This is a genomic window from Winogradskyella aurantia (assembly GCF_002266855.1).
Classification (GTDB): Bacteria; Bacteroidota; Bacteroidia; order Flavobacteriales; family Flavobacteriaceae; genus Winogradskyella; species Winogradskyella aurantia.
The window spans coordinates 358,464-380,222 of sequence record NZ_NGJN01000002.1; the positions used below are offsets into that span (position 1 = coordinate 358,464).

Here is a 21,759-nt window from a genome sequence, read left to right on the forward strand (position 1 = left end):
CAATTTTATGATGCCATTGTTGGTTAAAATAGTTTATTTTTGAGTATTGTTATGAAAGCCAATTACCATAAGTTTATTCTAAAATTTAAGCGACCTAGTGGAACATCCAGAGGGGTTATGACCACTAAGGAAACCTGGTTTATCATTCTTGAAAAAGATGGCAAAACTGGTATTGGCGAGTGTGGTATTTTAAGGGGTCTATCTATTGATGACCGCGCTAATTACGAGGCTAAATTAAAATGGGTCTGCGAAAATATAGATAACGGCCTGGAGGCACTGTCTAATGAGCTCACTGAATGGCCAAGTATCTTTTTTGGACTAGAGATGGCCTTAAAATCCCTGGAAGCGAGCAACCCGTATGTCTTGTTTCCATCTGATTTTACAAACGGTTTAGCTAACATTCCAATAAATGGTTTAGTCTGGATGGGCACTGAAGAATTTATGCGCCAACAGATTAAAGAAAAAATTGAATCTGGTTTTGATTGCATAAAACTAAAAATTGGCGCTTTAGACTTCCACACGGAATTAAATATTTTGAAATCCATAAGAAAGGAGTTTTCTGTGTCGGATATAGAATTGCGTGTAGATGCCAATGGCGCATTTGCAGTGGACGAAGCCCTGATGAAATTAAAACGCCTTTCAGATTACCAATTACATTCCATAGAACAACCCATAAAACCAAGACAAATTGAAGCTATGGCGCAACTTTGCGCGCAATCACCATTGCCCATTGCCTTAGACGAAGAGTTAATAGGTGTTTTTAGTCATGCCGAAAAAGAGCAGCTTCTTCAAACTATTAAACCACAGTACATTATAGTAAAACCAAGTCTTGTGGGTGGGTATTCAGGAAGCCAGGAATGGATAGATATAGCTGAAGATTTACATACAAAGTGGTGGATTACCAGTGCTTTAGAGAGTAACATAGGCTTAAATGCCATTGCGCAATGGACCTTTACTTTAAATAACAGCATGCCTCAAGGTTTGGGCACTGGTGGATTATTTACCAATAATTTTGATTCGCCATTAAAGGTAAAAAATGGTACTTTGCAATATGATTTAGAGAAGAATTGGAACTTTAACTTATACGAATGAATTATATACAATTAGCATACAAAGGACATCGCGAATTCTGGATGTTTTTAATCACCGCCTGTGTTGTAGGTGGTATTTTTCTGGTCAATTTTGTCTTTTATCTCTTTACAGATCCTTCAGAGTTGGACCAGGCTTACGAATTAATGAAGCAAATACCATCAAATATTTCCCTAATAATCAACCTTATACCCTTTGCTTTTCTCTTGGCCTTACTTTTTATATTGGTTAAATTTATGCACCAACGGAGTATTTTATCCTTGACGACAACTAGGGCGAAAGTAGATTTTGGCCGTATATTTTTTGCCTTTATGATGGTGGCTACATTTACTTTGGTCACGTTTTTCATTGGTTACAGTATTGATTCCTCAGACTTAGTGTTTCAATTTGACCCTGCCAAATTTGCTGTTTTATTTCTAATTAGTATAATTCTTTTTCCATTTCAAATAGGGTTAGAGGAATACTTGTTTAGAGGTTATTTGATGCAACACATCGGCGTTATGGTTAAGAATAAGTGGTTTCCTTTAATACTTACTTCTATACTATTTGGTATAGCCCATAGCGCTAATCCAGAAGTAGCTGCCATAGGTTTTTGGAAAATGATGATTTTTTACATAGGTACGGGTTTATTGCTGGGAATCATGACTTTAATGGATGAGGGCTTGGAATTGGCCCTTGGCTTTCACCTAGGGAACAATTTATTGGCGTCTTTATTGGTTACGGCAGACTGGACAGCGCTGCAAACAGATGCTATTTTTAGAAGTACTGCCGAACCATCCATGAGTTTAATTTCAGAGATTCTTATACCTGTATTAGTTGTATATCCTATAATGTTACTCATTTTGGCAAAGCGCTATAAATGGTCTAATTGGAAAACACATCTTTTTGGTAAGGTTGAAGAACCGCCTAAAGAGAACTATAAAATTATTGAATAGATGACTCCCACTTACGACAAGATTCATAATCGTTTTAAATTTAATGGACTTCACTTTGATCATGAAGATTTAAAGGAAGTAGCCTACAGCCTTATAAAAGAAGGCGAACCCTATGAGAAGCATACGGGCAATTTTTTAATTGATTGGTTAAACGATGATGATTTCTTAATGGTAAATACATCAGGTTCTACCGGTCAACCGAAGGCGATAAAACTGAAAAAGCAGGCGATGGTAAACTCTGCTTTAGCGACAGGAAACTTTTTTGGATTAGAACCTGGTCATACAGCTATGGATTGTTTGCCAAGCCATTATATAGCTGGTAAGATGATGTTGGTTCGTGCCATGATTTTGGGACTTGAGATGGATTGCGTAGAGCCCAGTACGCATCCTATTTTCGATTACGAGAAGGTTTATGACTTTTGTGCCATGATTCCACTACAACTAAAGCACACCATTAACTACGTACATAATATTAAGACTATAATTATTGGAGGCGCCAAGGTAACCAAACCCCTAAAGGAGCGCATCAGTCAATGCCAATCCAAGGTTTATGAAACTTATGGCATGACCGAAACCATAACCCATGTAGCGGTAAGGCAATTAAAGTCAAAAGCAGGTAAGGGCGATACATATTTTAATGCCCTTCCTAACAATACGTTTAGACAAGATGATAGGAAGTGCTTGGTGATAAAGGCATCAAATTTGGGTGATGAAGAGGTGGTGACCAATGATGTGGTTGACTTAAAATCAGAAACCAGTTTTCAACTACTAGGACGATTCGACAATGTAATAAATTCAGGTGGTGTTAAGTTATTTCCCGAACAGATTGAAGATAAGTTCCAACCCATTATTGACGAACGATTCATCGTGGCAAGCGAATATGATGAGGGTTTAGGTGAAAAACTCATTCTCATCGTAGAGAATCCAAGAGACTCTATTGATAGTATTCGAAATAGAATAAAGTATTTAAAAGGGCTTACACGTTACGAGGTTCCAAAAACAATCTATGCTGTAGATAAGTTCGTAGAAACCGTGAACGGTAAAATCCACCGCAATAAGACCATAAAAGCAGCCATCGGTTAGATTTCAAACTTTTTAGTTGATTGTAAGTTTCAAAAATGGGTTGTGTATCAATTATACCGAATTACATTTAGGGCAAACCGGTAGGTCAACGATTCTTTGGGTCAACAATATGGCCATAAAAAAAGCCCAAGGAATTACCTTGGGCTTTTAGTTTAATTCTTCTCGCTGTTATTCACCAGCAGTTAAACTTTTCATTTCTTCTTCAATCATTTCGTAGAACTCATCAATTTTCGGTAATACAATGATTCTAGTTCTTCTGTTCTTAGCTCTGTTAGCAGCAGTGTCATTTTCAACTAGTGGCACGTGATAACTGCGACCAGCGGCAATTAGCTTTTGAGGATTGACTTCTAGTTCTTCTAAGACTCTTACGACAGAGGTTGCTCTCTTGACGCTTAAATCCCAGTTGTCCAATAAAGGTGGTTTGCTGTAAGGTACATTATCCGTGTGGGATTCTACCATCGCTTCAAAATTAGGTTTGCTCTTTATAACCTTAGCTACTTTAGCTAAAATCTCCTTAGCACGCTCTGTTACATTATAACTTCCACTTTTAAATAGCAACTTATCTGCAATAGAAATAAAGACAACCCCTTTTTCAACATTGATTTCAATGTCTGGGTCATCTATGCCTACTTCTTTCTTAAGACTAGTTACGATTGCCAATGTCACACTATCCTTTTTTGTTAAGGCGTCCTGCAAACGAGAAATCTTTAAATCCTTTTCCTTTAAACTTTCTAAAGACTTTTCAAGATTGTCTGCACCTTTTTGGGTTAGCGTTGTTAAGTTTCCTTTGGTGTCAATTAAATCTTGGTTGGCTTTACGTAAATCAGCCAATTGGTCTTTCATTGTCTCTACGCGGGCATTTGCTGCGGCAGCATCAGAAAGGCATGTGTTTAACTTTACGGTTGCGCTATTCAATAAATCTTGAGTTTCTTGTTGCTTTTCTTGTAGCGCTAAATATTCTTTCTTCGAGACACAAGAGGCAAACAAGAGCATTGAACAAACACTTAGTAACATTAATTTTTTCATAATAAATCAGAGTTTAAGTTGTCAATCATAACATCTCAAAATTAGACAAAAGAAAATTTCAAAAGGCATGGATTAACACTTTTTTTAACAGTTTTATAAACAGTTAAAAATGAGTCTTTCGTTTTATAAAATATAACCAGACAATGGAGTTAACGCTGTAATAATTGGGACGCTTTGGCAATTCCTTTCGAAGTTTTAAAAGCCGAGACAAATTGATATATAGACTTCCGTGCGCTTTTAGAATAGCTAGAAAATGTTTGGGTTGTAGTTTAATCAAAAAACGAAGCGCAGCAACACCATCAAGTAGCATTCTAATGAGGGTTCTTCCAAGAACGTGACTATCTGTGTTTTTTATCAAGGTATAGAGGCTATTCCTGAAGTTAAGATAGGTTTTCTTTGGACTTGTATTGCTCAGTGTTCCACCACCCAAATGATATACGGTCGATGTGCCTACATATTTGACTGTTAAATTTTGATTGTATGCTCTCCAACACAAATCAATTTCTTCCATATGCGCAAAATAAGTCTCATCAAATCCTCCCAATGACTTAAAAGTCTCATTCTTTATAAAGAAACAAGCGCCTGAGGCCCAGAGAATGTTCTTCTGATCGTCATACTGCCCCTTATCCTTCTCTATAGTATTGAAAATGCGCCCTCTACAGTATGGATACCCATATTTATCAATAAACCCTCCAGCAGCACCAGCATACTCGAAGGAGGTTTTGTCCTTATAATCTAATAATTTTGGTTGTATAATAACAGTGGTACTATCGCCACTAAATACCTCAATCACTGGTGTTAGCCAGTTATCAGTAACTTCTACGTCATTATTCAATAAACAGAGGATGGGTTCGGTAATAGCTTGCAAACCGTCGTTGTAGCCCTTTGCGTAACCGCCATTGATTTGAAGTTCAATAAGCTTTATGTGAGGGTAATGAGTCTTTAAAAATGGTATGGAATTATCGGTGGACGCATTATCAATAACATAGATTGTCGCATCACTTGAACATTTAATGACAGACGGCATAAATTGTTCTAATAACGCCACACCGTTCCAGTTTAAAATAACAACCGCTACATCTTTGGTTTTGTACATGTTTTAATTTTAGAGGCTTGGAATATCCTCTAGGAATTTATATTGTTTTGCACTGTAGTCCATTTGGCAATAATAATGATTTATTCCATTGGTCACCATTAAATAAGTAGAATCCAACACTAAATTATACCGAGCTATTTGGTCAAAGGTTTTTTGGTCAATTGTAATATCCGGAGCTTTGCACTCTACAATGAGATGGATGCTACCATCATTATTGTAAACAATAATATCGTAACGTTTCTTTAAGCCGTTAATGATGAGTTCCTTTTCAAGGTTAATTAAAGATTTAGGAACGGTCTTCTCATTCATGAGATAATGCACGCAGTGTTGACGAACCCATTCTTCAGGTTGAAGAACCACAAATTTTTTTCGGATGACATCAAATATAGAAACTTTATTTTCTGTACTTTTGAAACGGTAGTTGAACTTTGGAAAATTAAGGGTTTGCACAAGCGATAAAACTGATTCAGACCAAATTTAAGGTACAATACCACAAATCACAATTTTCAAATCCCAAATTCCAGAAAATAGCATTTTCCTATGCCGTTAAACTTAAGACTTGGGATAAATGTATTAGTTTTTCTAGGTTGGACGAAGTCAAGCAATTAGCACTATCAATAAAGAACGGAGATATCAAACCCATTTATTTTTTAATGGGGGAAGAGCCGTATTATATCGATAAAATTTCAGATTATATTGAAGAAACTGTTTTGGATGAGGCCGAAAAGGGTTTTAACCAAATGGTAATCTACGGACGCGATGTAAGTGTTGATGATATAATTAGTAATGCTAAGCGTTATCCAATGATGGCAGAGCGACAGGTGGTAATCGTAAAGGAGGCCCAAGACTTGAGTAGAACTATTGAAAAGTTGGCTAATTATGCAGCAAATCCTCAGCCAACTACCGTTTTAGTGATAAATTATAAATACAAGAAAATAGATAAGCGTAAGGCGTTGTATAAAGCCATTCAAAAATCTGGAGTTGTATTTGAAGGCAAGAAGCTATATGAAAACCAAGTAGCTGATTGGATTAGGCGAACGCTATCTGCTGCTAATTATAACATTTCGCCAAAAGCAGCACAGATGTTGGTTGAGTTTTTAGGGACAGATTTAAGTAAGATTGCGAACGAGCTCAATAAATTAAAAATAGTACTACCAGAAGGCACTCAAATTACACCAGAGCATATTGAAGAGAATATTGGAATCAGTAAGGATTTCAATAATTTTGAGTTGCGCAAGGCCATAGGAGATCGAAATGTGGTTAAGGCGCAACAAATCGCTAAGTATTTTGCAGAAAACCCTAAGGACAATCCAATGGTGGTGACCATAGCCTTATTGTTTAATTTCTTTTCACAATTATTGCACTTACATGGCATGAAGGATAAGTCTCCTAGAAACGTGGCTTCAGCCTTAAGAATTAATCCCTATTTTGTAAATGAGTATCTCAGTGCTGCACGTAATTACCCTATGAAAAAAGTAAGTACAATTATTTCCATGCTACGAGAATGCGACGTTAAGGGGAAAGGTGTAGGGGCTAATGCAATACCTCAAGGTGACTTGCTTAAAGAGTTGTTGGTCAAGATTTTAAATTGAACTTAGTGTTCAACAATTAACCGTTTTATTTGGGTTTTATTTAAATCCTCGTTTTTTATTTTAACGAGATAAACACCAGCAGCTAAATCGGAAATATCTATGGTAGTTTCCTCTGAAATTTTGACACATTGTCCCGTAACCGAATAAATCTTGGTTATACAATTGCTTTTATTCAACGTTATAGTTGTTTTAGCTGGGTTAGGGTAAAAACTTAAGATAGTATTAGCCTCGAAAGGTGAGTCCTTAGTTAAAGTAGATAAATTAACACGATATAGGCCTTGAGGAAAAGAGTCAGCTTCTTCAGCAGAAACTAGGTACTCCACACCATTAAGTGGTGTAATACCTTCTGTTTGAAATGAATAACCAGAGGGTGGATTTATCGATGTTTTAGTAAAGGTTGCATTAGAGAAAAGATCAGAACCCAAATCATTCAGTTGAATTAAAAAAGGACCATTCAAATCATAGCCGCAGAGGACTACAGAATTAAGGTTCGTGTCCAGAGTAGCGCCTGTCACCAGGCCATCACTTGGGATGACGTCAATTTGGGAAATAGTATATGTACCTGGCGTTTTCGGTATTTCGTAAATATTACTATTTAGGTCAGCCCAATTTTTTGTAAAGATATACAGCTTGTTGTTGAAATGGATAAGCGCTTCGGCATCAAAATTAGTACTGAATTCTTGCACGGAAAAATCCGTCTGCTCTAAATAATTGAAATTGATTATTTCGGCGCTAACTGAGGTGCTATTAAAATAGTCTGCGATTGGGATGCGCAATATACGGAGATTGGTCCTAGTGGCATCATAGTTTCCAAAATCACCTATGTAAATATAGTTTTCATCATAAGTTATATCTTCCCAATCCGTATTAGTTACATTTGAAACCGTAACAGTTCTTGTGACATTACCTGTGGTCAAATCAATACCATAAAGTTCGTTGGCATTGCTGGAATCATTGTGGGTAATAAGTGTATTATTAATATATATGAGGCCAGAAGTTTCACTTACCATATTATCTAGTGTTGTTTCTAGCGTGTATTGCTGAGCTTCTACACTAAAGGAAGCACTTAGGGTCAGCAAAAGAACTAGAGTAAACCTCATTCTATGAAAATTAGGTCTTAAATGTAGATATTCCTTTAATGGAGAACTAAAAAACCATTTAAAAGTGAATTTAATTAGGTTAAAAGGTCACTTAAGACTACTTCCAATGCAATAATATTGAAGTTTGGGAAATCTAATTCTTTGGTTTCTCAGCAGTTGGGTCGTCTGCCATCACAGTGAGCATGTCAAAATTAATCTTAAATCTATTTTGGGAACCGGTATTATCAGGTTCTTCGGTTTTAGAAGCAACAGCTTTAATATTGGTGTCTGGTTTTGTATTTTTTAAATAGGCATTGATATTTCTGAGCAAAGCAGAATTATAATTTTTGGAAAGTTCATTTAAAGTTATGTCATCTATGTGCATTACGGCAGCATCTCTTATATTCATACTATCCACTTGTGTTAGGTTTTTAATATACTTTTCAAAACCCTTTTCATCCTCTAGATAGTTTTTGCCACTCTCCGTTTCATATTGTTGCCCTAAGGTTGAAATGGCTAAAGCTTCCTTCTGTAGATCCGGGTCTACAAAATGCTCTAGTGTAACTTTTAAGCCTTCCTTTTCTGTTTCCATTTCTAAAAGCTTGTCTAACTTTTCATAATGCGTTTCAGTAGGTATAGTATCTGTATACTCAAATACCAATTCTTTGTAATCCTTAGGATTAACACCGACCAAACCTGCCAATGAACTTATAGGGTCAGAAGCGGCACCGGTAATTTTGTTTTTAAGGGTTGTCCAAACTAATTTTCCTATATTGACTTCGGGGTCATTCATATTTCCTCTAACAGGCACATTTAGATTAACGTCTCCGTTTTTATCCTTAAGAAGAAAAAGGGCAAATTTTAACGGTAAGGAAAAAAGACCACCCTTTGTATTTTCAACAGAAACATTTTTTACTAAGAGTTGATTTTCACTAAGGATCTCCCCATTGGTAATGTTAGATTTAGAATAATAGTAAAAGTCGCCAACGAGTATACTATGTCCAACATAGTAATTGGCATAGATGTTAATATCGGAAAGTAAAAAATTCTCAATAACCATGTCTAATTTTAGATTGTCGTATGCATTCGGGTTTATACCTAATTTAGATTTTAAGGTGCCTCGATTATTCAAAAGCATGTCAGCATAGATATCAATCCACTCTGATTTGCTGGAGATACTATCCGAGTCGATACTGATATTATTAAGATGATAGTCAAACCTATTACCAGTCAAGTTATCACTATAATCCATCAGTCCGGCATTCACTTTTAAATTATCAATAGCGTAAAATAGTTCTGGTTCAGACAAACCATCTACTTCCACTTCAACTTGCGCCTCAGTCTCTGATTCAGAATAGTCATCAAGTTTAAAAATCTGAAAAAAGTTGTTGGTTATAGAATCCATTTCAAAGTAAATATAGGGCTGAGTCAATTCGATTGCACCGAACTCATAAGAACTATTTGAATAGTCCATTTTTTTTAGTTCAGCATTCACACTGTTTGCTTTTAAAAAGGCCTTATTGTTTCTATCCTTCATTGAGAAATCAGTGACCTCTGTTGTCCCAAAAACTATAGCTTTTGTTGGATTGTTTGTGTTTCCGATTATTTCGACCTGACCATTTAAAACACCGCTGAATTCGTTAATGTCGGCATACTGTTTCACATAGGCATCGAACGCATTGAGATAGAGTTGGTTAATTTCTATTTTAGCATCGAATTCACCATCAACGGGATTAATATTAAGTGTAGACTTAAAATAGCCACCTGGCTTGAAATTAAATTTTAAATCCGCATTGCTCTTTTGGGTTTGGTCCCATAAAATCTCTGGTATAAAGAATGAAAAGTCTTCTATTTCCGTGGCCTTATTTACATTTTTATTGTCAAAATAAAAACTGGCATCTTTTAGTTCTAAATTGGAAAGGTCGTATTTAAAAGTCTCTTCTTTTTCTTCAGATACGACTTCTGAACTGTCAACAGCAGTATGAAAAGCGATTAAATCATCAAAATTAAAAGTAGAGTCCTTTAAAACTGTATTGACGATTAATCCTTTAACATAAAATTGCTCAAGATTTTTTTCATTGAAAATAAAGCGCAGGGGTTCAAGGTTTACAATTGCCGTGTCGAACGAAACAAATATGTCTTTTTCATTTTTTTCAAACATCTTGAAATCATAAATCCTAGCGGTGCTCGAAAAATAATTGTATTTCAATGAGCCAAGATTAATCTGTCTTCCTATGAGCTCTTTACTATTGTTGATTATATAGTTTTTAACAATAAGGGGGCTAACAATCATAACAATAATTATAATCGCAAGACTAATAGACAATAGTTTTAGCCTTTTTTTGGACTTAAACATTTTCATTGGTTTGATTTAAATAAGAGCCAAGTTGAGAACAGATTTAGTTGTGAAAATGAATATCAACTATCAAATGCTTGAGTAAAGTTAATAATTTTCGCGATTTGCAAGTGTGCTGTAATATTAAATTATAATCATAAAAAAAGCACTTACAAATGAGTAAGTGCTTTTTAAATCTACTGTTTTTTGATTTCTTAAATCATATCTGCTACTAAAGTGACCTTTAGTTCGATATCATCATTTATAAATTTATCCCCAAGATTATCAAAAAATGATTTAGAACCATATTTAACGTTCCACTTAGAGCGATCAATAGAAAAGGTTTCACTTGTTAAGGTCATAGTATTTCCATCAATACTAGTGGTAACTGGGAAACTAATGTTATTGGTTGCGTCTTTCATGGTTAAATTGCCGGAAAGCATGGTTTGTCCATTTTCTGTGCTCATACCAGTAACTTCGAACATCGCATTAGGATATGCTTCTACATCAAAAAAGTCAGCACTTTTTAAATGTCCAGTAAGATCAGCATTTTTTTCATTATCCATTGGGATGTCAAGAACCACTATACTCTTCATGTCAATAGCAAAATTGCCGCTCTCAATAGCGCCATCGGCAACTCTAACCTCGCCCTTAGCTATGTTTATGGTCCCATTGTGTGACCCAGTAGGTTTAAATCCTTTCCATGCGATGGACGACTTGTCCGTGTTTGCGCGATAGGATACCGCAGTTTCCTCAGCAACAGCAGCTTCTTTAGCCTCTTCAGTAACGGCTTCTTTAGCTGTGTCCTTACAATTTGTCAATACTACTAGTGCAGAAAATGCAAAAATTCTTAAAAATGATGTTTTCATAACGGTTTTTCTTTTGATTCGTGGCAAAGTTAGGTAATAGAAGGACGTATCACTTATAAAAAAATGTTAATGACATTTTGACATTTTAATAATAATGGCAGTACTTTTGCCAATAGTAACATGACGATTAAAAAAAGAACTCAAAATGAGTAAAACAGATAAAGAACATAAAGCTGAAGATCCACAAATGGAGGATACCGCAACCGCAACACCAGAAGTCAATGTTGAACAACAGAAAGATGAAAAGACCAAGGAAGTTCAATTAGAGGAACAGCTTGCAGAAGAGAAAGACAAGTTCATGCGCTTGTTTGCAGAATTTGAAAATTACAAAAAGCGTACAATTAAAGAACGGATGGACTTGTTTAAAACGGCGAGCCAAGATGTAATGCAGGCTATGCTTCCCATAATTGATGATTTTGAACGGGCCTTAACTCATATAGAGGAAGCCAATGAAGCAAAGGAATTGGGAAAGGGTGTGGCGTTAATATATAATAAATTAGTCAATACCCTTGAGCAAAAAGGGTTATCTAAAATAGAAGTTGAGCAAGGCGATACCTTTAATGCTGACGACCACGAAGCCGTAACGCAGATTCCTGCACCTTCACCAGAATTAAAAGGAAAAATAATAGATGTATTAGAGCGCGGCTATAAACTTGGAGATAAAGTTATTCGTTTTCCAAAGGTGGTTATAGGACAGTAAAACAAAAGCACCAAATTTTTAGGGCAGAATTATGAAAGAAGATTATTATGACATTTTAGGCGTAAGTAAAGGTGCGTCAGATTCAGAAATTAAAAAGGCCTATCGTAAGATGGCCTTAAAATATCATCCTGATAAAAATCCTGATGACAAGGATGCTGAAGCCAAATTTAAACAAGCTGCAGAAGCTTATGAGGTTTTAAGTAATCCAGATAAACGCGCCCGTTACGATCAGTTTGGTCATCAGGCGTTTGACGGCGCAGGTGGTTTTGGCGGAGGCAGTATGAATATGGATGACATCTTCAGCCAATTTGGTGATATATTTGGTGGGGCCTTTGGCGGTGGTGGATTTAGTGGTTTTGGTGGCGGTGGCCGACAACGTGTCGTTAAGGGCAGTAACCTTAGGATACGCGTAAAACTTACCATTGAAGAAATTGCTAATGGCGTTGAGAAGAAAATCAAGGTAAAACGAAAAGTGCAAGCTCCTGGTACTACCTATAAAACCTGTGGAACTTGTAATGGAAGTGGTCAGGTCACGAGAATAACCAACACCATTTTAGGTAGAATGCAAACCTCATCACCATGTCAATCGTGCGGTGGAGCAGGGCAAACCATAGACAAAAAGCCTGCTGACGCAGATGCAAATGGTCTCAAAGTAGCTGAGGAGACCGTTTCGGTGAAAATACCCGCCGGTGTTGTAGATGGTATGCAATTAAAAGTTACAGGCAAGGGAAATGATGCTCCTGGTAATGGTATTGCTGGAGATTTATTAGTAGCCATACAAGAAGAAGAACATACAACTTTAAAACGAGAAGGGGATAACCTTCATTATGATTTATATGTGAGCCTACCAGACGCCGTTCTCGGAACGTCTAAGGAAATTGACACGGTGACAGGGAAAGTTAGGATAAAAATTGAACCAGGTGTACAGTCCGGTAAAATTTTAAGGCTTAGAGGAAAAGGTATACCCAGTATTAACGGGTATGGCAAGGGAGATTTATTGGTCCATGTAAATGTTTGGACACCAAAGACCTTAAGCAAGAAGCAGAAAGACTTTTTTGAAAGCATGCGGGAAGACGAGCATTTTGAGCCAAAACCCGAAAGTTCGGATAAATCTTTTTTCGAAAAGGTTAAAGATATGTTCTCTTAAAAAGCCTCGGTTTAAGAAAAAATACTATCTTTGAGGTATCGCTAATGCTAATTAGCGGTAATTTTTCTTTTTCATAGCAATTTTTTCCCATCCTTATTTTTTAATAAGGGTGGGTTTTGTTTTTTTAAGGGCTTTTAGACCTAACAACGAATTATAAAAAGGCCCTAAAATGTATCTTTTTGCATCTAAAATTGAGCTTTAAAGGTGCTAGATTATTTCAGTTTTTTTATTAATTACTCTTTAACTTTAATATCTTTACATACTAACCTGAGAAAAAATTTCTAATTAAATGAATGACTTATTAGTTGCTGATTCCGTTTCAAAAAGTTACGGAAACTTTAAAGCACTAAATCAAGTGTCTATCGCAGTACCTAAAGGGAGTATTTTCGGATTACTAGGACCAAATGGTGCCGGTAAAACCACTCTTATAAGAATTATTAATCAAATAACAATGCCTGATGAGGGCAGGATATTGTTAGACGGTCAAGATTTAAGACCAGAACATATTAAGGATATTGGTTATCTTCCTGAAGAACGTGGATTGTACAAGTCTATGAAGGTAGGAGAACAGGCCCTGTATTTAGCTCAGCTTAAGGGAATGTCTAAAACTGAGGCCAAAACCAGATTAAAGTATTGGTTTGACAAATTAGATATAGGGGATTGGTGGAACAAAAAAATTCAAGAGTTAAGTAAAGGTCAAGCACAGAAAATTCAATTTGTGGTTACGGTATTGCATAGGCCAAAGCTATTGATTTTCGATGAACCTTTTTCAGGCTTTGACCCCATAAATGCCAATCTTATTAAAGATGAGATTCTGCAATTACGAGAAGAAGGTGCAACTGTTATTTTTTCTACCCATCGTATGGAGTCTGTAGAAGAGCTTTGTGATCATATCGCGCTTATTCATAAGTCTAACAAAGTACTAGATGGAAAGCTAAACGATATAAAACGACAGTATAAAACCAATACATTTGAAGTGGGGTTGCAATCAAATAAAAGCGAGGAGGTATTGCATGAAATCGAAAACAGCTTTCAGGTATTTCCAGCCACATTCAAAAACTTACATGATGATATAAAGCTCAATATTAAAATTGATGAAGCTACCTCGCCTAATGATTTACTGTCCTTTTTAACGGCAAGGGCAGAGGTTCATCATTTTGTTGAAGTATTGCCTTCGGCAAATGATATATTTATCGAAACTGTAACCAATAATTAAAAATGAATCACTTACCACTCATCATAAAACGGGAATATTTAACCAAGGTAAAGAATCGGTCATTTATTGTTATGACTTTTCTGAGTCCTCTAATAATGATAGGCCTTATAGCTGTTGTAGCCTATTTATCACAATTAAATAAGGATAAGGAACGCAGTATTTCTGTTCTGGATGAATCTGGATACTTGAGCGATGCGTTTCAAAACTCTGAAAATACTACCTATAGCTATCTTGAAGGATTGGATTTAAATACTGCTAAGAAACTGGTTAAGGAAAAAGAAGATTACGGCCTTTTGTACATTGGTAAATCCATTTCATTAGACGACATCTCAAATCATATAAAGTTTTATTCTGAAGACTCACCGTCCATTACCATTATTTCCAATCTAGAGCGTAAGATTGAAAAGCGTCTTCGGGAAATAAAATTACAACAAGATGGTGTTAGCATGCAACAAATTGAAGCATCTAAGATTCAGATAAATATTTCACAAGAGAGCTTTGAAGGAGAAACGAGTTCGAAAATGGACAATATTGTTAAATTGGCCTTTGGTGGGATAGCTGGATATCTTTTATTTATGTTCATAATCATTTATGGAAATATGATTATGAGAAGTGTTATTGAAGAAAAAACAAGCCGAATTATAGAGATTATAATTTCATCCGTTAAACCAGTGCAATTAATGATGGGTAAGATTATAGGGACTTCTCTGGCCGGTGTCACTCAATTTGTTATTTGGGTTTTACTTGGAGGTGTGCTGTTGGTTGTTGTGACGGCCATTTTTGGAATTGACATGGCTCAAATGAAGACACCCCAACAAGATATGGTAGATCAAGTAATGCAAAACCAAGGCGCACAGGCCGTTGCCGAGAGCTTGATTATTGCTATTGGTAACTTGCCTTTGCTTAATTTGATTATTGCTTTTATGTTTTTCTTTATTGGAGGTTATCTATTGTACAGTTCATTATACGCTGCAATTGGAGCAGCGGTAGACAATGAAACGGATACACAACAGTTTATGTTTCCTATAATTATGCCATTGGTCTTAGCGGTTTATGTAGGGTTCTTTACTGTAATTGAAGATCCTCACGGTGCCGTTTCCACCATATTTTCTTTTATACCCTTTACTTCTCCTGTGGTAATGTTAATGCGTATTCCCTTTGGAGTTCCTTTGTGGCAACAAGGTCTTTCTTTGTTAATTCTTATCGGTACTTTTATGTTTGCAGTTTGGCTTGGCGCAAAAATTTATCGTGTAGGTATTTTAATGTACGGTAAGAAGCCAACGTATAAAGAATTGTTTAAATGGATAAAATACTAGTATGGAGCGCTTAAAAGAGATACTCAACTATACCTTTAATTTTACCGAGAATATTTCTATAAGTATCAAGGGGATTCTTTTTGTCTTACTCGTCCTCATTATAATATCAGTTCTATTAAAAATTGTTCGAAGAATTGTCACCAGAAATCTGCCTAAAAGTGATGAGAAGAAATTTATAACTGTGTTCTCCTATGGCCGTTGGATTGTGTACCTCATTTTTCTATTGATTACGCTTAATGCTATCGGTGTTAATGTTACGGCTGTATTTGCGGCATCTGCCGCATTGCTAATTGGCGTAGGTTTGGCGCTTCAAACCTTATTTCAGGATATAATTTCAGGAATTTTTATTTTGATTGATCAAACGGTACATGTTGGTGATATTATTGAAATCGACGGAAAAATTGGAAAGGTTGAGGAGATAAAGCTCAGAACGACCCGCGCTGTGACTATTGATAATAAGGTACTAATACTTCCAAATCATTTGTATTTAACGAACTCTCTTTATAATTGGACTCAAAACGGAACCATAACTAGAGAATCTGTCGAAGTCGGTGTGGCTTACGGGAGTGATGTGCAATTGGTAAAGAAAATATTGTTACAGGTAGCGAACAACCACCCCGATGTAATTCCAACACCAGAGCCGACGGTAATTTTTATTGATTTTGGAGAAAGTTCATTAAATTTTAGGCTTGTTTTTACAATGAACGACAGTTTTAAGGCGCTTTTTCCCAAAAGTGACATACGATTTGAAATAGACAGGCTATTTAGGGAGAACAATATTACGATTCCTTTCCCACAGAGAGATGTGCATATTTTTCAGAAGTAAAATTTATGCCTTCTATGCTAGAAACCATAAAAAAAATTTGAACTAACTTATGTATTATTTTTTCTCATATAGTGTGCAATTGTAGGAAGATATGTATCGTTTAGCTCATCTAAACACCATCTAATTAAGAACACGAATTAACTTAAAAGTATAAGATGCCAAAAATATTAATAATTGAAGATGAAGCAGCCATTAGAAGGGTATTGGTCAAAATTCTTTCTGAAGAAAACGATACCTATCAAGTTGAGGAAGCTGAAGATGGTTTAGTTGGAATTGAAAAAATAAGAAAGGACGATTATGATTTGATTTTATGCGATATCAAAATGCCAAAAATGGACGGCGTTGAGGTATTGGAAGCCGTTAAGAAACTAAAGCCAGAAATTCCAATAGTCATGATTTCTGGTCATGGTGATTTAGATACAGCCGTTAATACGATGCGTCTTGGAGCCTTTGATTATATTTCGAAACCACCAGACCTAAATAGATTGTTGAATACCGTTCGTATAGCCTTAGATAGAAAGGAACTGGTTGTTGAGAATAAGATGTTAAAAAAGAAAGTAAGCAAGAACTATGAAATGATAGGTGACAGCGAGGCGATTGCTAAAATAAAAGACATGATAGACAAAGTGGCCCCAACTGATGCCCGAGTCTTAATAATGGGTCCGAATGGTACAGGTAAGGAATTGGTGGCACACTGGCTTCACCAAAAAAGCGACCGAAACAAAGGTCCAATGATTGAGGTTAACTGTGCGGCAATTCCTTCTGAATTAATAGAGAGTGAACTGTTTGGACATGTTAAAGGGGCTTTCACCTCCGCTGCCAAAGATAGAGCTGGTAAATTTGAAGCCGCTAACGGTGGGACTATTTTTTTAGACGAAATAGGAGATATGAGTCTTTCTGCTCAGGCTAAGGTGTTACGAGCTTTGCAGGAAAGCAGAATACAACGTGTAGGTAGTGATAAGGATATAAAAGTTAACGTGCGCGTAATCGCAGCAACCAATAAAAACTTAAAAAAGGAAATTGAAGAGGGTAAATTTCGAGAGGATTTATTTCATAGATTGGCAGTGATATTGATTGAGGTACCTTCATTAAACGATAGACGCGAAGACATACCTTTATTGATAGAGTACTTTACAGAAAAAATTTCACAAGAACAAGGCACTACCAAAAAGTCGTTTTCTTCAAATGCTATTAACTTGTTACAAAATTACGACTGGACTGGAAATATACGAGAACTTCGTAATGTCGTGGAAAGATTAATCATTTTGGGAGGCCAGGAGGTAAGTGAGGCTGATGTTAAAGCCTTTGCATCAAAATAGAAAACTATTATGCGAGATATTAAAATTCAAGACTTTAGAATTTCATCGAAAGTTAGTATCAAAGATTTACCAACATCTTATGACCTTGAAGCTAGTAAAAAGACCATCGAGAAAGAGATGCGTAAGATTAGTGAGGATTTGGCAGAGATACAAAATACTATGTATGCGCATGGTAAGTATGCTGTTTTAATGTGTATTCAAGGAATGGATACTGCTGGTAAAGACAGTTTAATTCGTGAAGTATTTAAGGAGTTTAACGTTAGGGGAATAGTGGCTCATAGTTTTAAAAAACCTTCACCACTAGAATTAAAGCACGATTATCTTTGGAGGCATTACAAGGCATTACCATCTAGAGGCAAGTTTGGGATTTTTAATCGTACCCATTATGAGAATGTTCTAGTTACTCGTGTGCATCCAAGTTACCTGCTTTACGAAAACATGCCTGATATCACTAGTGTAGCCAATGTCAATGATGATTTTTGGGACAAGCGTTTCAAAGAGATCAATAATTTTGAAAAGCATATTGCCGATAACGGCACAATTATTTTTAAGTTTTTTCTGAACATCTCAAAGGAAGAACAGAAAAATAGGCTCTTACGACGTTTAAATAAACCTTCGAAACACTGGAAATTTTCTCCAGGTGATCTTGATGAGCGTCAACTTTGGGATAATTACCAGGCTTGTTATGAGGATGTATTAAATAGAAGTTCAAAACCTCACGCGCCTTGGTTTAACATTCCAGCAGATGATAAGCCAACAGCCCGATATATTGTGGCTCGAATCATGTTTGATACCTTGAAAGCCTATAGCGATATTAAAAATCCAGAATTACCACCTGAGCAAAAAGCGCGTATTGAAGAGTATAAACAACAATTAGAAAATGAATAAAAACAAACTAACAAAAATGAGAACTGCAATAGTACTATGTATAATGTTGTTGTTTGGCGTTGGACAGGTTTCAGCGCAATCTGATGAAGCGGTTATTCAGACCATTTATAAGTCCTCATTAACGAACGGCAACAGTTATTCTTGGCTAGACCATTTGTCAAATAAAATTGGAGGTCGCCTCTCTGGCTCGCTCAATGCCCAAAAAGCCGTAGAATACACGAAAGCAGAATTGGAAAAACTTGGTTTGGATAAAGTATGGCTTCAGCCCGTTATGGTGCCTAAATGGGAACGCGGTGCGAAAGAGGAGGCCTTTTATGAGACAGAAAACAATAAATACAGAGTTAATATCTGCGCTCTAGGTGGGTCTGTCGCCACTGACGAAAATGGTTTACGGGCTGGAGTTGTAGAAGTACAAAATTTTGAAGAGCTAGAAAAATTAGGTAGGTCCAATATTGAAGGGAAGATAGTTTTTTACAATAGACCAATGCAAGCCGACTTAATCAGCACATTCAACGCTTATGGAGGCTGCGTTAATCAACGCTACGCTGGTGCTATGGAGGCGGTTAAATACGGTGCCGTTGGTGTTATAGTAAGGTCTATGAACTTAAGACTGGACGATTATCCCCATACAGGGAGTATGGGTTATGGCGAATTACCGGTGAAAGATCGTATACCTTCTGCTGCCATAAGTACGAATGACGCTAATAGGCTGAGCGAGGATTTGAAAAAGTCCAAAAATTTACAGTTTTATTTTAAGCAAAACTGCCAACAGTTTGAAGATGTCTTGTCTTATAATGTGATTGGAGAAATTACAGGCAGAGAATTTCCGAATGAGTATATTGTCGTAGGAGGTCACCTAGACTCTTGGGATTTAGGCGATGGTGCTCATGACGATGGGGCAGGTGTGGTACAGTCGATGGATGTCTTAAGACTTTTGAAAATAAGCGGCGTACAACCTAAAAGGAGTATTCGTGTTGTGCTTTTTATGAATGAAGAAAACGGCCTTCGTGGTGGTAGAAAATATGCTGAAGAGGCTAAAGCTAACAATGAGCGACATGTATTTGCCCTAGAAAGCGATGCAGGAGGTTTTACACCAAGAGGTTTCAGTTTTGATTGTAGTGATGTAGTATTTTCTAAGATTCTAGGATGGAAACCGTTATTTAAACCCTATTTAATACATTATTTTGAGAAAGGTGGGAGTGGGGCTGATATAGGACCTTTAAAAGACGAGAACATTGTCTTAGCAGGCCTGCGGCCTGATTCACAACGTTATTTTGACCATCATCACGCCTCCAATGATACGTTTGAACATGTTAATAAGCGTGAACTTGAACTTGGAGCTGCAACAATGACCTCATTAGTCTATTTAATGGATAAGTACGGTACTAACCCAATACCTGAGTCAACAAATATTAAGGACTAGTTTTCTTGAGTTGTTTCAATTTTTCTAGTCGGCGCTCTTGTTCTATTTTAATGGTTAAAAGTTGTTCATTAAAATATACACCATCAGCATGCATATCTGCTGGTGTTCTGTAAGACATTGATTTCTTTTTCATTTTTCTTTTTAAAATAAAAAATTGATTTTTTTTATGAGTTAATACTTTATTAATATGTTTAGATTTAGCGCTATTTTAACAATTATGATTATCCCAATGCTGATGAATGCACAGTCAGATAAATTACCCTATCATCAAATTCCTGAATATTCTGAGACTTATACAGCAGGTACGGTTACTGCTCGAATGATAGACGGGTTAGGCTTTCGATTCTATTGGGCTACTAATGGACTTACTGAAAAAGACCTAGAGTATAGGCCTAATTCGGAAGGTAGGTCTACCGAGGAGACCATTCAACATATTTATAGTTTGTCTAAAGTTATAATAAACTCGACATTGAATGCACCGAACTCCAGAACGTCTGAAACGTTAGATTATCAGCAGCTTCGTGAAAAAACATTAATCAATTTAAAAACTGCCGCTGATACTCTCAGGGGTAGCGAGGATATATCTAATTACAAGATTATTTTCGGTGAACAGGAATTTCCCTTTTGGAACCAAATCAACGGTCCAATTTCAGATGCTATATGGCATTGCGGTCAAATAGCTATTAATAGGAGAAGTTCTGGCAATCCCATTTCTTCGAGGGTAAATCACTTTTCAGGAACTGTAAAAGAGTAATCAGTGTTTCCTTTTATAAAACCGACCTTTTTTGAGTTTCTTGGTGTTTTGGCCCTTAAATTTAAACGGAATTGAGATACCTCTAGATTGGTGAATAACGAGATGGAGATGCGGTATGGTTGTAAACCCCGTCATACCAGAAATGGCTATTGGTTCACTATCTTCCACTCGGTCACCTACGGCAACTAATGCGCCGTCAAAGTCAAGGTGTACATAATTTGCTATGCTTCCATCGTCGTGAAGAATTAAAACCTTATTCCCTTTATCTACACATTTTGGAGTCCTGCAATGTTCTGTGGAATCTTCTTTGACAAAAAATACTGTGCCAGGGCGTATCGCCGTAATGGTATCACCAATTTGGGTACCTATATCTATGGCGTATTTGGAGTGCGGTTTATTGTGAGAAAAATTACCGCCAAAGGATTGAATTATCTTATAGCGTTTACCTCTTGGAAAGGGGAGCGAATATTCATACGTCCTGTCTATTTTACTATTGGGGTCCCCAAAGTTAGCCTTAAATTGAATAAAGCGTTTTAAATTGATTTTAGAAGTATCCTTAACACGATTTACTGGCAGAATTAAGGCATTTTTTAAGGTGTCCATATGCTTTAGCACACCGTAAGAATTACCTTTTATAAAGGTCTTGGTTGAGTCTAAAGATGACAACTTAATTTCTATTGGTGCAAGATAGGGATTGATGAAATCTATATAAACCGAATCGTTTTCTATTCGTTTTAATGTCTCGATAGTCTGAGCTTGTGACAATTGAAAAATACCTAATAGAATTGCTATTGGCAAAAAGAGTTTTGTTTTTTTACCCACCAAAAATGATTTACAGACCTGTTTAAACGAACCCTGCATAACTGTGCATTATTCTTTCTCTGATTTTTTTTCTTTTTTCAATTTAATATAGCGTGAAACCAATCGCATTCCCAAACGCGCAAATAAGATAATGGCGATAACCATTACCACATCAAACCCAGACATATTAATTAATTTAGTTACCTAAATATAAATTAAAACTATGGGTTTACCATTGGTTTAAGGCATATTTAACGACTATGAA

At 36.3% G+C, this 21,759-nt stretch carries 21 protein-coding genes; 13 read left to right on the top strand and 8 right to left on the bottom strand.

Going from position 1 to position 21,759, the window contains the following annotated elements:
• Positions 1-51 precede the first annotated feature (51 nt).
• From CA834_RS05065 to CA834_RS05075, 3 genes are read left to right on the top strand one after another with little or no spacing between them, the layout of a single operon-like run.
• Positions 52-1,092: an o-succinylbenzoate synthase gene (locus CA834_RS05065; protein ID WP_094967582.1), complete on the top strand. Its 1,041-nt coding sequence runs from the start codon at positions 52-54 to the stop codon at positions 1,090-1,092.
• Complete coding sequence (locus tag CA834_RS05070) at positions 1,089-2,024, top strand: CPBP family intramembrane glutamic endopeptidase (protein ID WP_094967583.1); 936 nt, start codon at positions 1,089-1,091, stop codon at positions 2,022-2,024. The genes CA834_RS05065 and CA834_RS05070 overlap by 4 nt, the downstream gene beginning before the upstream one ends.
• Positions 2,025-3,107, top strand: coding sequence for an AMP-binding protein (locus tag CA834_RS05075; RefSeq protein WP_094967584.1), 1,083 nt, complete (start codon positions 2,025-2,027; stop codon positions 3,105-3,107).
• Positions 3,108-3,275: 168 nt separating this feature from the next.
• Here the strand turns inward: CA834_RS05075 and CA834_RS05080 are convergent, their stop codons facing one another.
• The 3 genes from CA834_RS05080 to CA834_RS05090 all read right to left on the bottom strand — a co-directional run bounded on the left by CA834_RS05080 (position 3,276) and on the right by CA834_RS05090 (position 5,679).
• Positions 3,276-4,133: an OmpA/MotB family protein gene (locus CA834_RS05080; RefSeq protein WP_094967585.1), complete on the bottom strand. Its 858-nt coding sequence runs from the start codon at positions 4,131-4,133 to the stop codon at positions 3,276-3,278.
• Between the two features lie 103 nt (positions 4,134-4,236).
• Positions 4,237-5,229 carry a glycosyltransferase family 2 protein gene (locus CA834_RS05085; protein WP_094967586.1) on the bottom strand — a complete coding sequence of 331 codons (993 nt, stop codon included), beginning with the start codon at positions 5,227-5,229 and terminating at the stop codon, positions 4,237-4,239.
• 9 nt (positions 5,230-5,238) lie between these two features.
• A complete protein-coding gene (locus CA834_RS05090; RefSeq protein ID WP_094967587.1) occupies positions 5,239-5,679 on the bottom strand; it encodes a type I restriction enzyme HsdR N-terminal domain-containing protein in 441 nt (146 codons plus the stop codon).
• Positions 5,680-5,816: 137 nt separating this feature from the next.
• Between CA834_RS05090 and holA the strand changes: the two genes are divergently transcribed.
• Positions 5,817-6,821 carry a DNA polymerase III subunit delta gene (holA, locus tag CA834_RS05095; protein ID WP_094967588.1) on the top strand — a complete coding sequence of 335 codons (1,005 nt, stop codon included), beginning with the start codon at positions 5,817-5,819 and terminating at the stop codon, positions 6,819-6,821.
• A 2-nt stretch (positions 6,822-6,823) separates the two neighbouring features.
• Here the strand turns inward: holA and CA834_RS05100 are convergent, their stop codons facing one another.
• From CA834_RS05100 to CA834_RS05110, 3 genes are all read right to left on the bottom strand, one after another.
• On the bottom strand, positions 6,824-7,921 hold the full coding sequence (locus CA834_RS05100; RefSeq protein ID WP_094967589.1) for a T9SS type A sorting domain-containing protein: 1,098 nt from the start codon (positions 7,919-7,921) through the stop codon (positions 6,824-6,826).
• A 133-nt stretch (positions 7,922-8,054) separates the two neighbouring features.
• Complete coding sequence (locus CA834_RS05105) at positions 8,055-10,256, bottom strand: DUF748 domain-containing protein (RefSeq protein ID WP_165764754.1); 2,202 nt, start codon at positions 10,254-10,256, stop codon at positions 8,055-8,057.
• 194 nt (positions 10,257-10,450) lie between these two features.
• A complete protein-coding gene (locus tag CA834_RS05110; RefSeq protein WP_094967591.1) occupies positions 10,451-11,104 on the bottom strand; it encodes a YceI family protein in 654 nt (217 codons plus the stop codon).
• A gap of 145 nt (positions 11,105-11,249) precedes the next feature.
• On the opposite strand from CA834_RS05110, the gene CA834_RS05115 reads away from it, so the two are divergent.
• From CA834_RS05115 to CA834_RS05150, 8 genes are all read left to right on the top strand, one after another.
• The gene (locus tag CA834_RS05115; protein ID WP_094967592.1) at positions 11,250-11,804 is read left to right on the top strand and encodes a nucleotide exchange factor GrpE; all 555 of its coding nucleotides are present in this window, start codon (positions 11,250-11,252) and stop codon (positions 11,802-11,804) included.
• A 31-nt stretch (positions 11,805-11,835) separates the two neighbouring features.
• Positions 11,836-12,951, top strand: coding sequence for a molecular chaperone DnaJ (gene dnaJ / locus CA834_RS05120; protein ID WP_094967593.1), 1,116 nt, complete (start codon positions 11,836-11,838; stop codon positions 12,949-12,951).
• Positions 12,952-13,240: 289 nt separating this feature from the next.
• Positions 13,241-14,167 carry an ABC transporter ATP-binding protein gene (locus CA834_RS05125; protein ID WP_094967594.1) on the top strand — a complete coding sequence of 309 codons (927 nt, stop codon included), beginning with the start codon at positions 13,241-13,243 and terminating at the stop codon, positions 14,165-14,167.
• 2 nt (positions 14,168-14,169) lie between these two features.
• Positions 14,170-15,483: an ABC transporter permease gene (locus CA834_RS05130; protein ID WP_094967595.1), complete on the top strand. Its 1,314-nt coding sequence runs from the start codon at positions 14,170-14,172 to the stop codon at positions 15,481-15,483.
• A gap of 1 nt (position 15,484) precedes the next feature.
• Complete coding sequence (locus CA834_RS05135; RefSeq protein WP_094967596.1) at positions 15,485-16,309, top strand: mechanosensitive ion channel family protein; 825 nt, start codon at positions 15,485-15,487, stop codon at positions 16,307-16,309.
• A gap of 155 nt (positions 16,310-16,464) precedes the next feature.
• Complete coding sequence (locus CA834_RS05140; protein ID WP_094967597.1) at positions 16,465-17,628, top strand: sigma-54-dependent transcriptional regulator; 1,164 nt, start codon at positions 16,465-16,467, stop codon at positions 17,626-17,628.
• Positions 17,629-17,637: 9 nt separating this feature from the next.
• Positions 17,638-18,516 (top strand): PPK2 family polyphosphate kinase, encoded by an 879-nt coding sequence (locus CA834_RS05145; protein ID WP_094967598.1) that lies wholly within the window; start codon positions 17,638-17,640, stop codon positions 18,514-18,516.
• Between the two features lie 16 nt (positions 18,517-18,532).
• The gene (locus CA834_RS05150) at positions 18,533-19,939 is read left to right on the top strand and encodes a M20/M25/M40 family metallo-hydrolase (protein WP_094967742.1); all 1,407 of its coding nucleotides are present in this window, start codon (positions 18,533-18,535) and stop codon (positions 19,937-19,939) included.
• On the opposite strand, the gene CA834_RS14635 is transcribed toward CA834_RS05150, so the two are convergent.
• On the bottom strand, positions 19,929-20,072 hold the full coding sequence (locus tag CA834_RS14635; protein WP_165764755.1) for a hypothetical protein: 144 nt from the start codon (positions 20,070-20,072) through the stop codon (positions 19,929-19,931). The genes CA834_RS05150 and CA834_RS14635 overlap by 11 nt on opposite strands.
• 54 nt (positions 20,073-20,126) lie before the next feature.
• Here CA834_RS14635 and CA834_RS05155 point away from each other — a divergent pair, with 54 nt between their 5' ends.
• On the top strand, positions 20,127-20,693 hold the full coding sequence (locus tag CA834_RS05155) for a hypothetical protein (RefSeq protein ID WP_094967599.1): 567 nt from the start codon (positions 20,127-20,129) through the stop codon (positions 20,691-20,693).
• Here CA834_RS05155 and CA834_RS05160 read toward each other — a convergent pair whose 3' ends face one another.
• Positions 20,694-21,515, bottom strand: coding sequence for a M23 family metallopeptidase (locus CA834_RS05160; protein WP_165764756.1), 822 nt, complete (start codon positions 21,513-21,515; stop codon positions 20,694-20,696).
• Between the last annotated feature and the right edge of the window lie 244 nt (positions 21,516-21,759).

Coding starts and splice junctions, on each gene's coding strand:
- CA834_RS05075 (WP_094967584.1), top strand. CDS start 2,025: ATGACTCCCACTTACGACAAGATTCATAATCGTTTTAAATTTAATGGA.
- CA834_RS05155 (WP_094967599.1), top strand. CDS start 20,127: ATGTTTAGATTTAGCGCTATTTTAACAATTATGATTATCCCAATGCTG.
- CA834_RS05065 (WP_094967582.1), top strand. CDS start 52: ATGAAAGCCAATTACCATAAGTTTATTCTAAAATTTAAGCGACCTAGT.
- CA834_RS05145 (WP_094967598.1), top strand. CDS start 17,638: ATGCGAGATATTAAAATTCAAGACTTTAGAATTTCATCGAAAGTTAGT.
- CA834_RS14635 (WP_165764755.1), bottom strand. CDS start 20,072: ATGAAAAAGAAATCAATGTCTTACAGAACACCAGCAGATATGCATGCT.
- CA834_RS05110 (WP_094967591.1), bottom strand. CDS start 11,104: ATGAAAACATCATTTTTAAGAATTTTTGCATTTTCTGCACTAGTAGTA.
- CA834_RS05150 (WP_094967742.1), top strand. CDS start 18,533: ATGAGAACTGCAATAGTACTATGTATAATGTTGTTGTTTGGCGTTGGA.
- CA834_RS05105 (WP_165764754.1), bottom strand. CDS start 10,256: ATGTTTAAGTCCAAAAAAAGGCTAAAACTATTGTCTATTAGTCTTGCG.
- CA834_RS05100 (WP_094967589.1), bottom strand. CDS start 7,921: ATGAGGTTTACTCTAGTTCTTTTGCTGACCCTAAGTGCTTCCTTTAGT.
- CA834_RS05125 (WP_094967594.1), top strand. CDS start 13,241: ATGAATGACTTATTAGTTGCTGATTCCGTTTCAAAAAGTTACGGAAAC.
- CA834_RS05070 (WP_094967583.1), top strand. CDS start 1,089: ATGAATTATATACAATTAGCATACAAAGGACATCGCGAATTCTGGATG.
- CA834_RS05115 (WP_094967592.1), top strand. CDS start 11,250: ATGAGTAAAACAGATAAAGAACATAAAGCTGAAGATCCACAAATGGAG.
- CA834_RS05080 (WP_094967585.1), bottom strand. CDS start 4,133: ATGAAAAAATTAATGTTACTAAGTGTTTGTTCAATGCTCTTGTTTGCC.
- CA834_RS05140 (WP_094967597.1), top strand. CDS start 16,465: ATGCCAAAAATATTAATAATTGAAGATGAAGCAGCCATTAGAAGGGTA.
- CA834_RS05135 (WP_094967596.1), top strand. CDS start 15,485: ATGGAGCGCTTAAAAGAGATACTCAACTATACCTTTAATTTTACCGAG.
- CA834_RS05085 (WP_094967586.1), bottom strand. CDS start 5,229: ATGTACAAAACCAAAGATGTAGCGGTTGTTATTTTAAACTGGAACGGT.
- dnaJ (WP_094967593.1), top strand. CDS start 11,836: ATGAAAGAAGATTATTATGACATTTTAGGCGTAAGTAAAGGTGCGTCA.
- CA834_RS05130 (WP_094967595.1), top strand. CDS start 14,170: ATGAATCACTTACCACTCATCATAAAACGGGAATATTTAACCAAGGTA.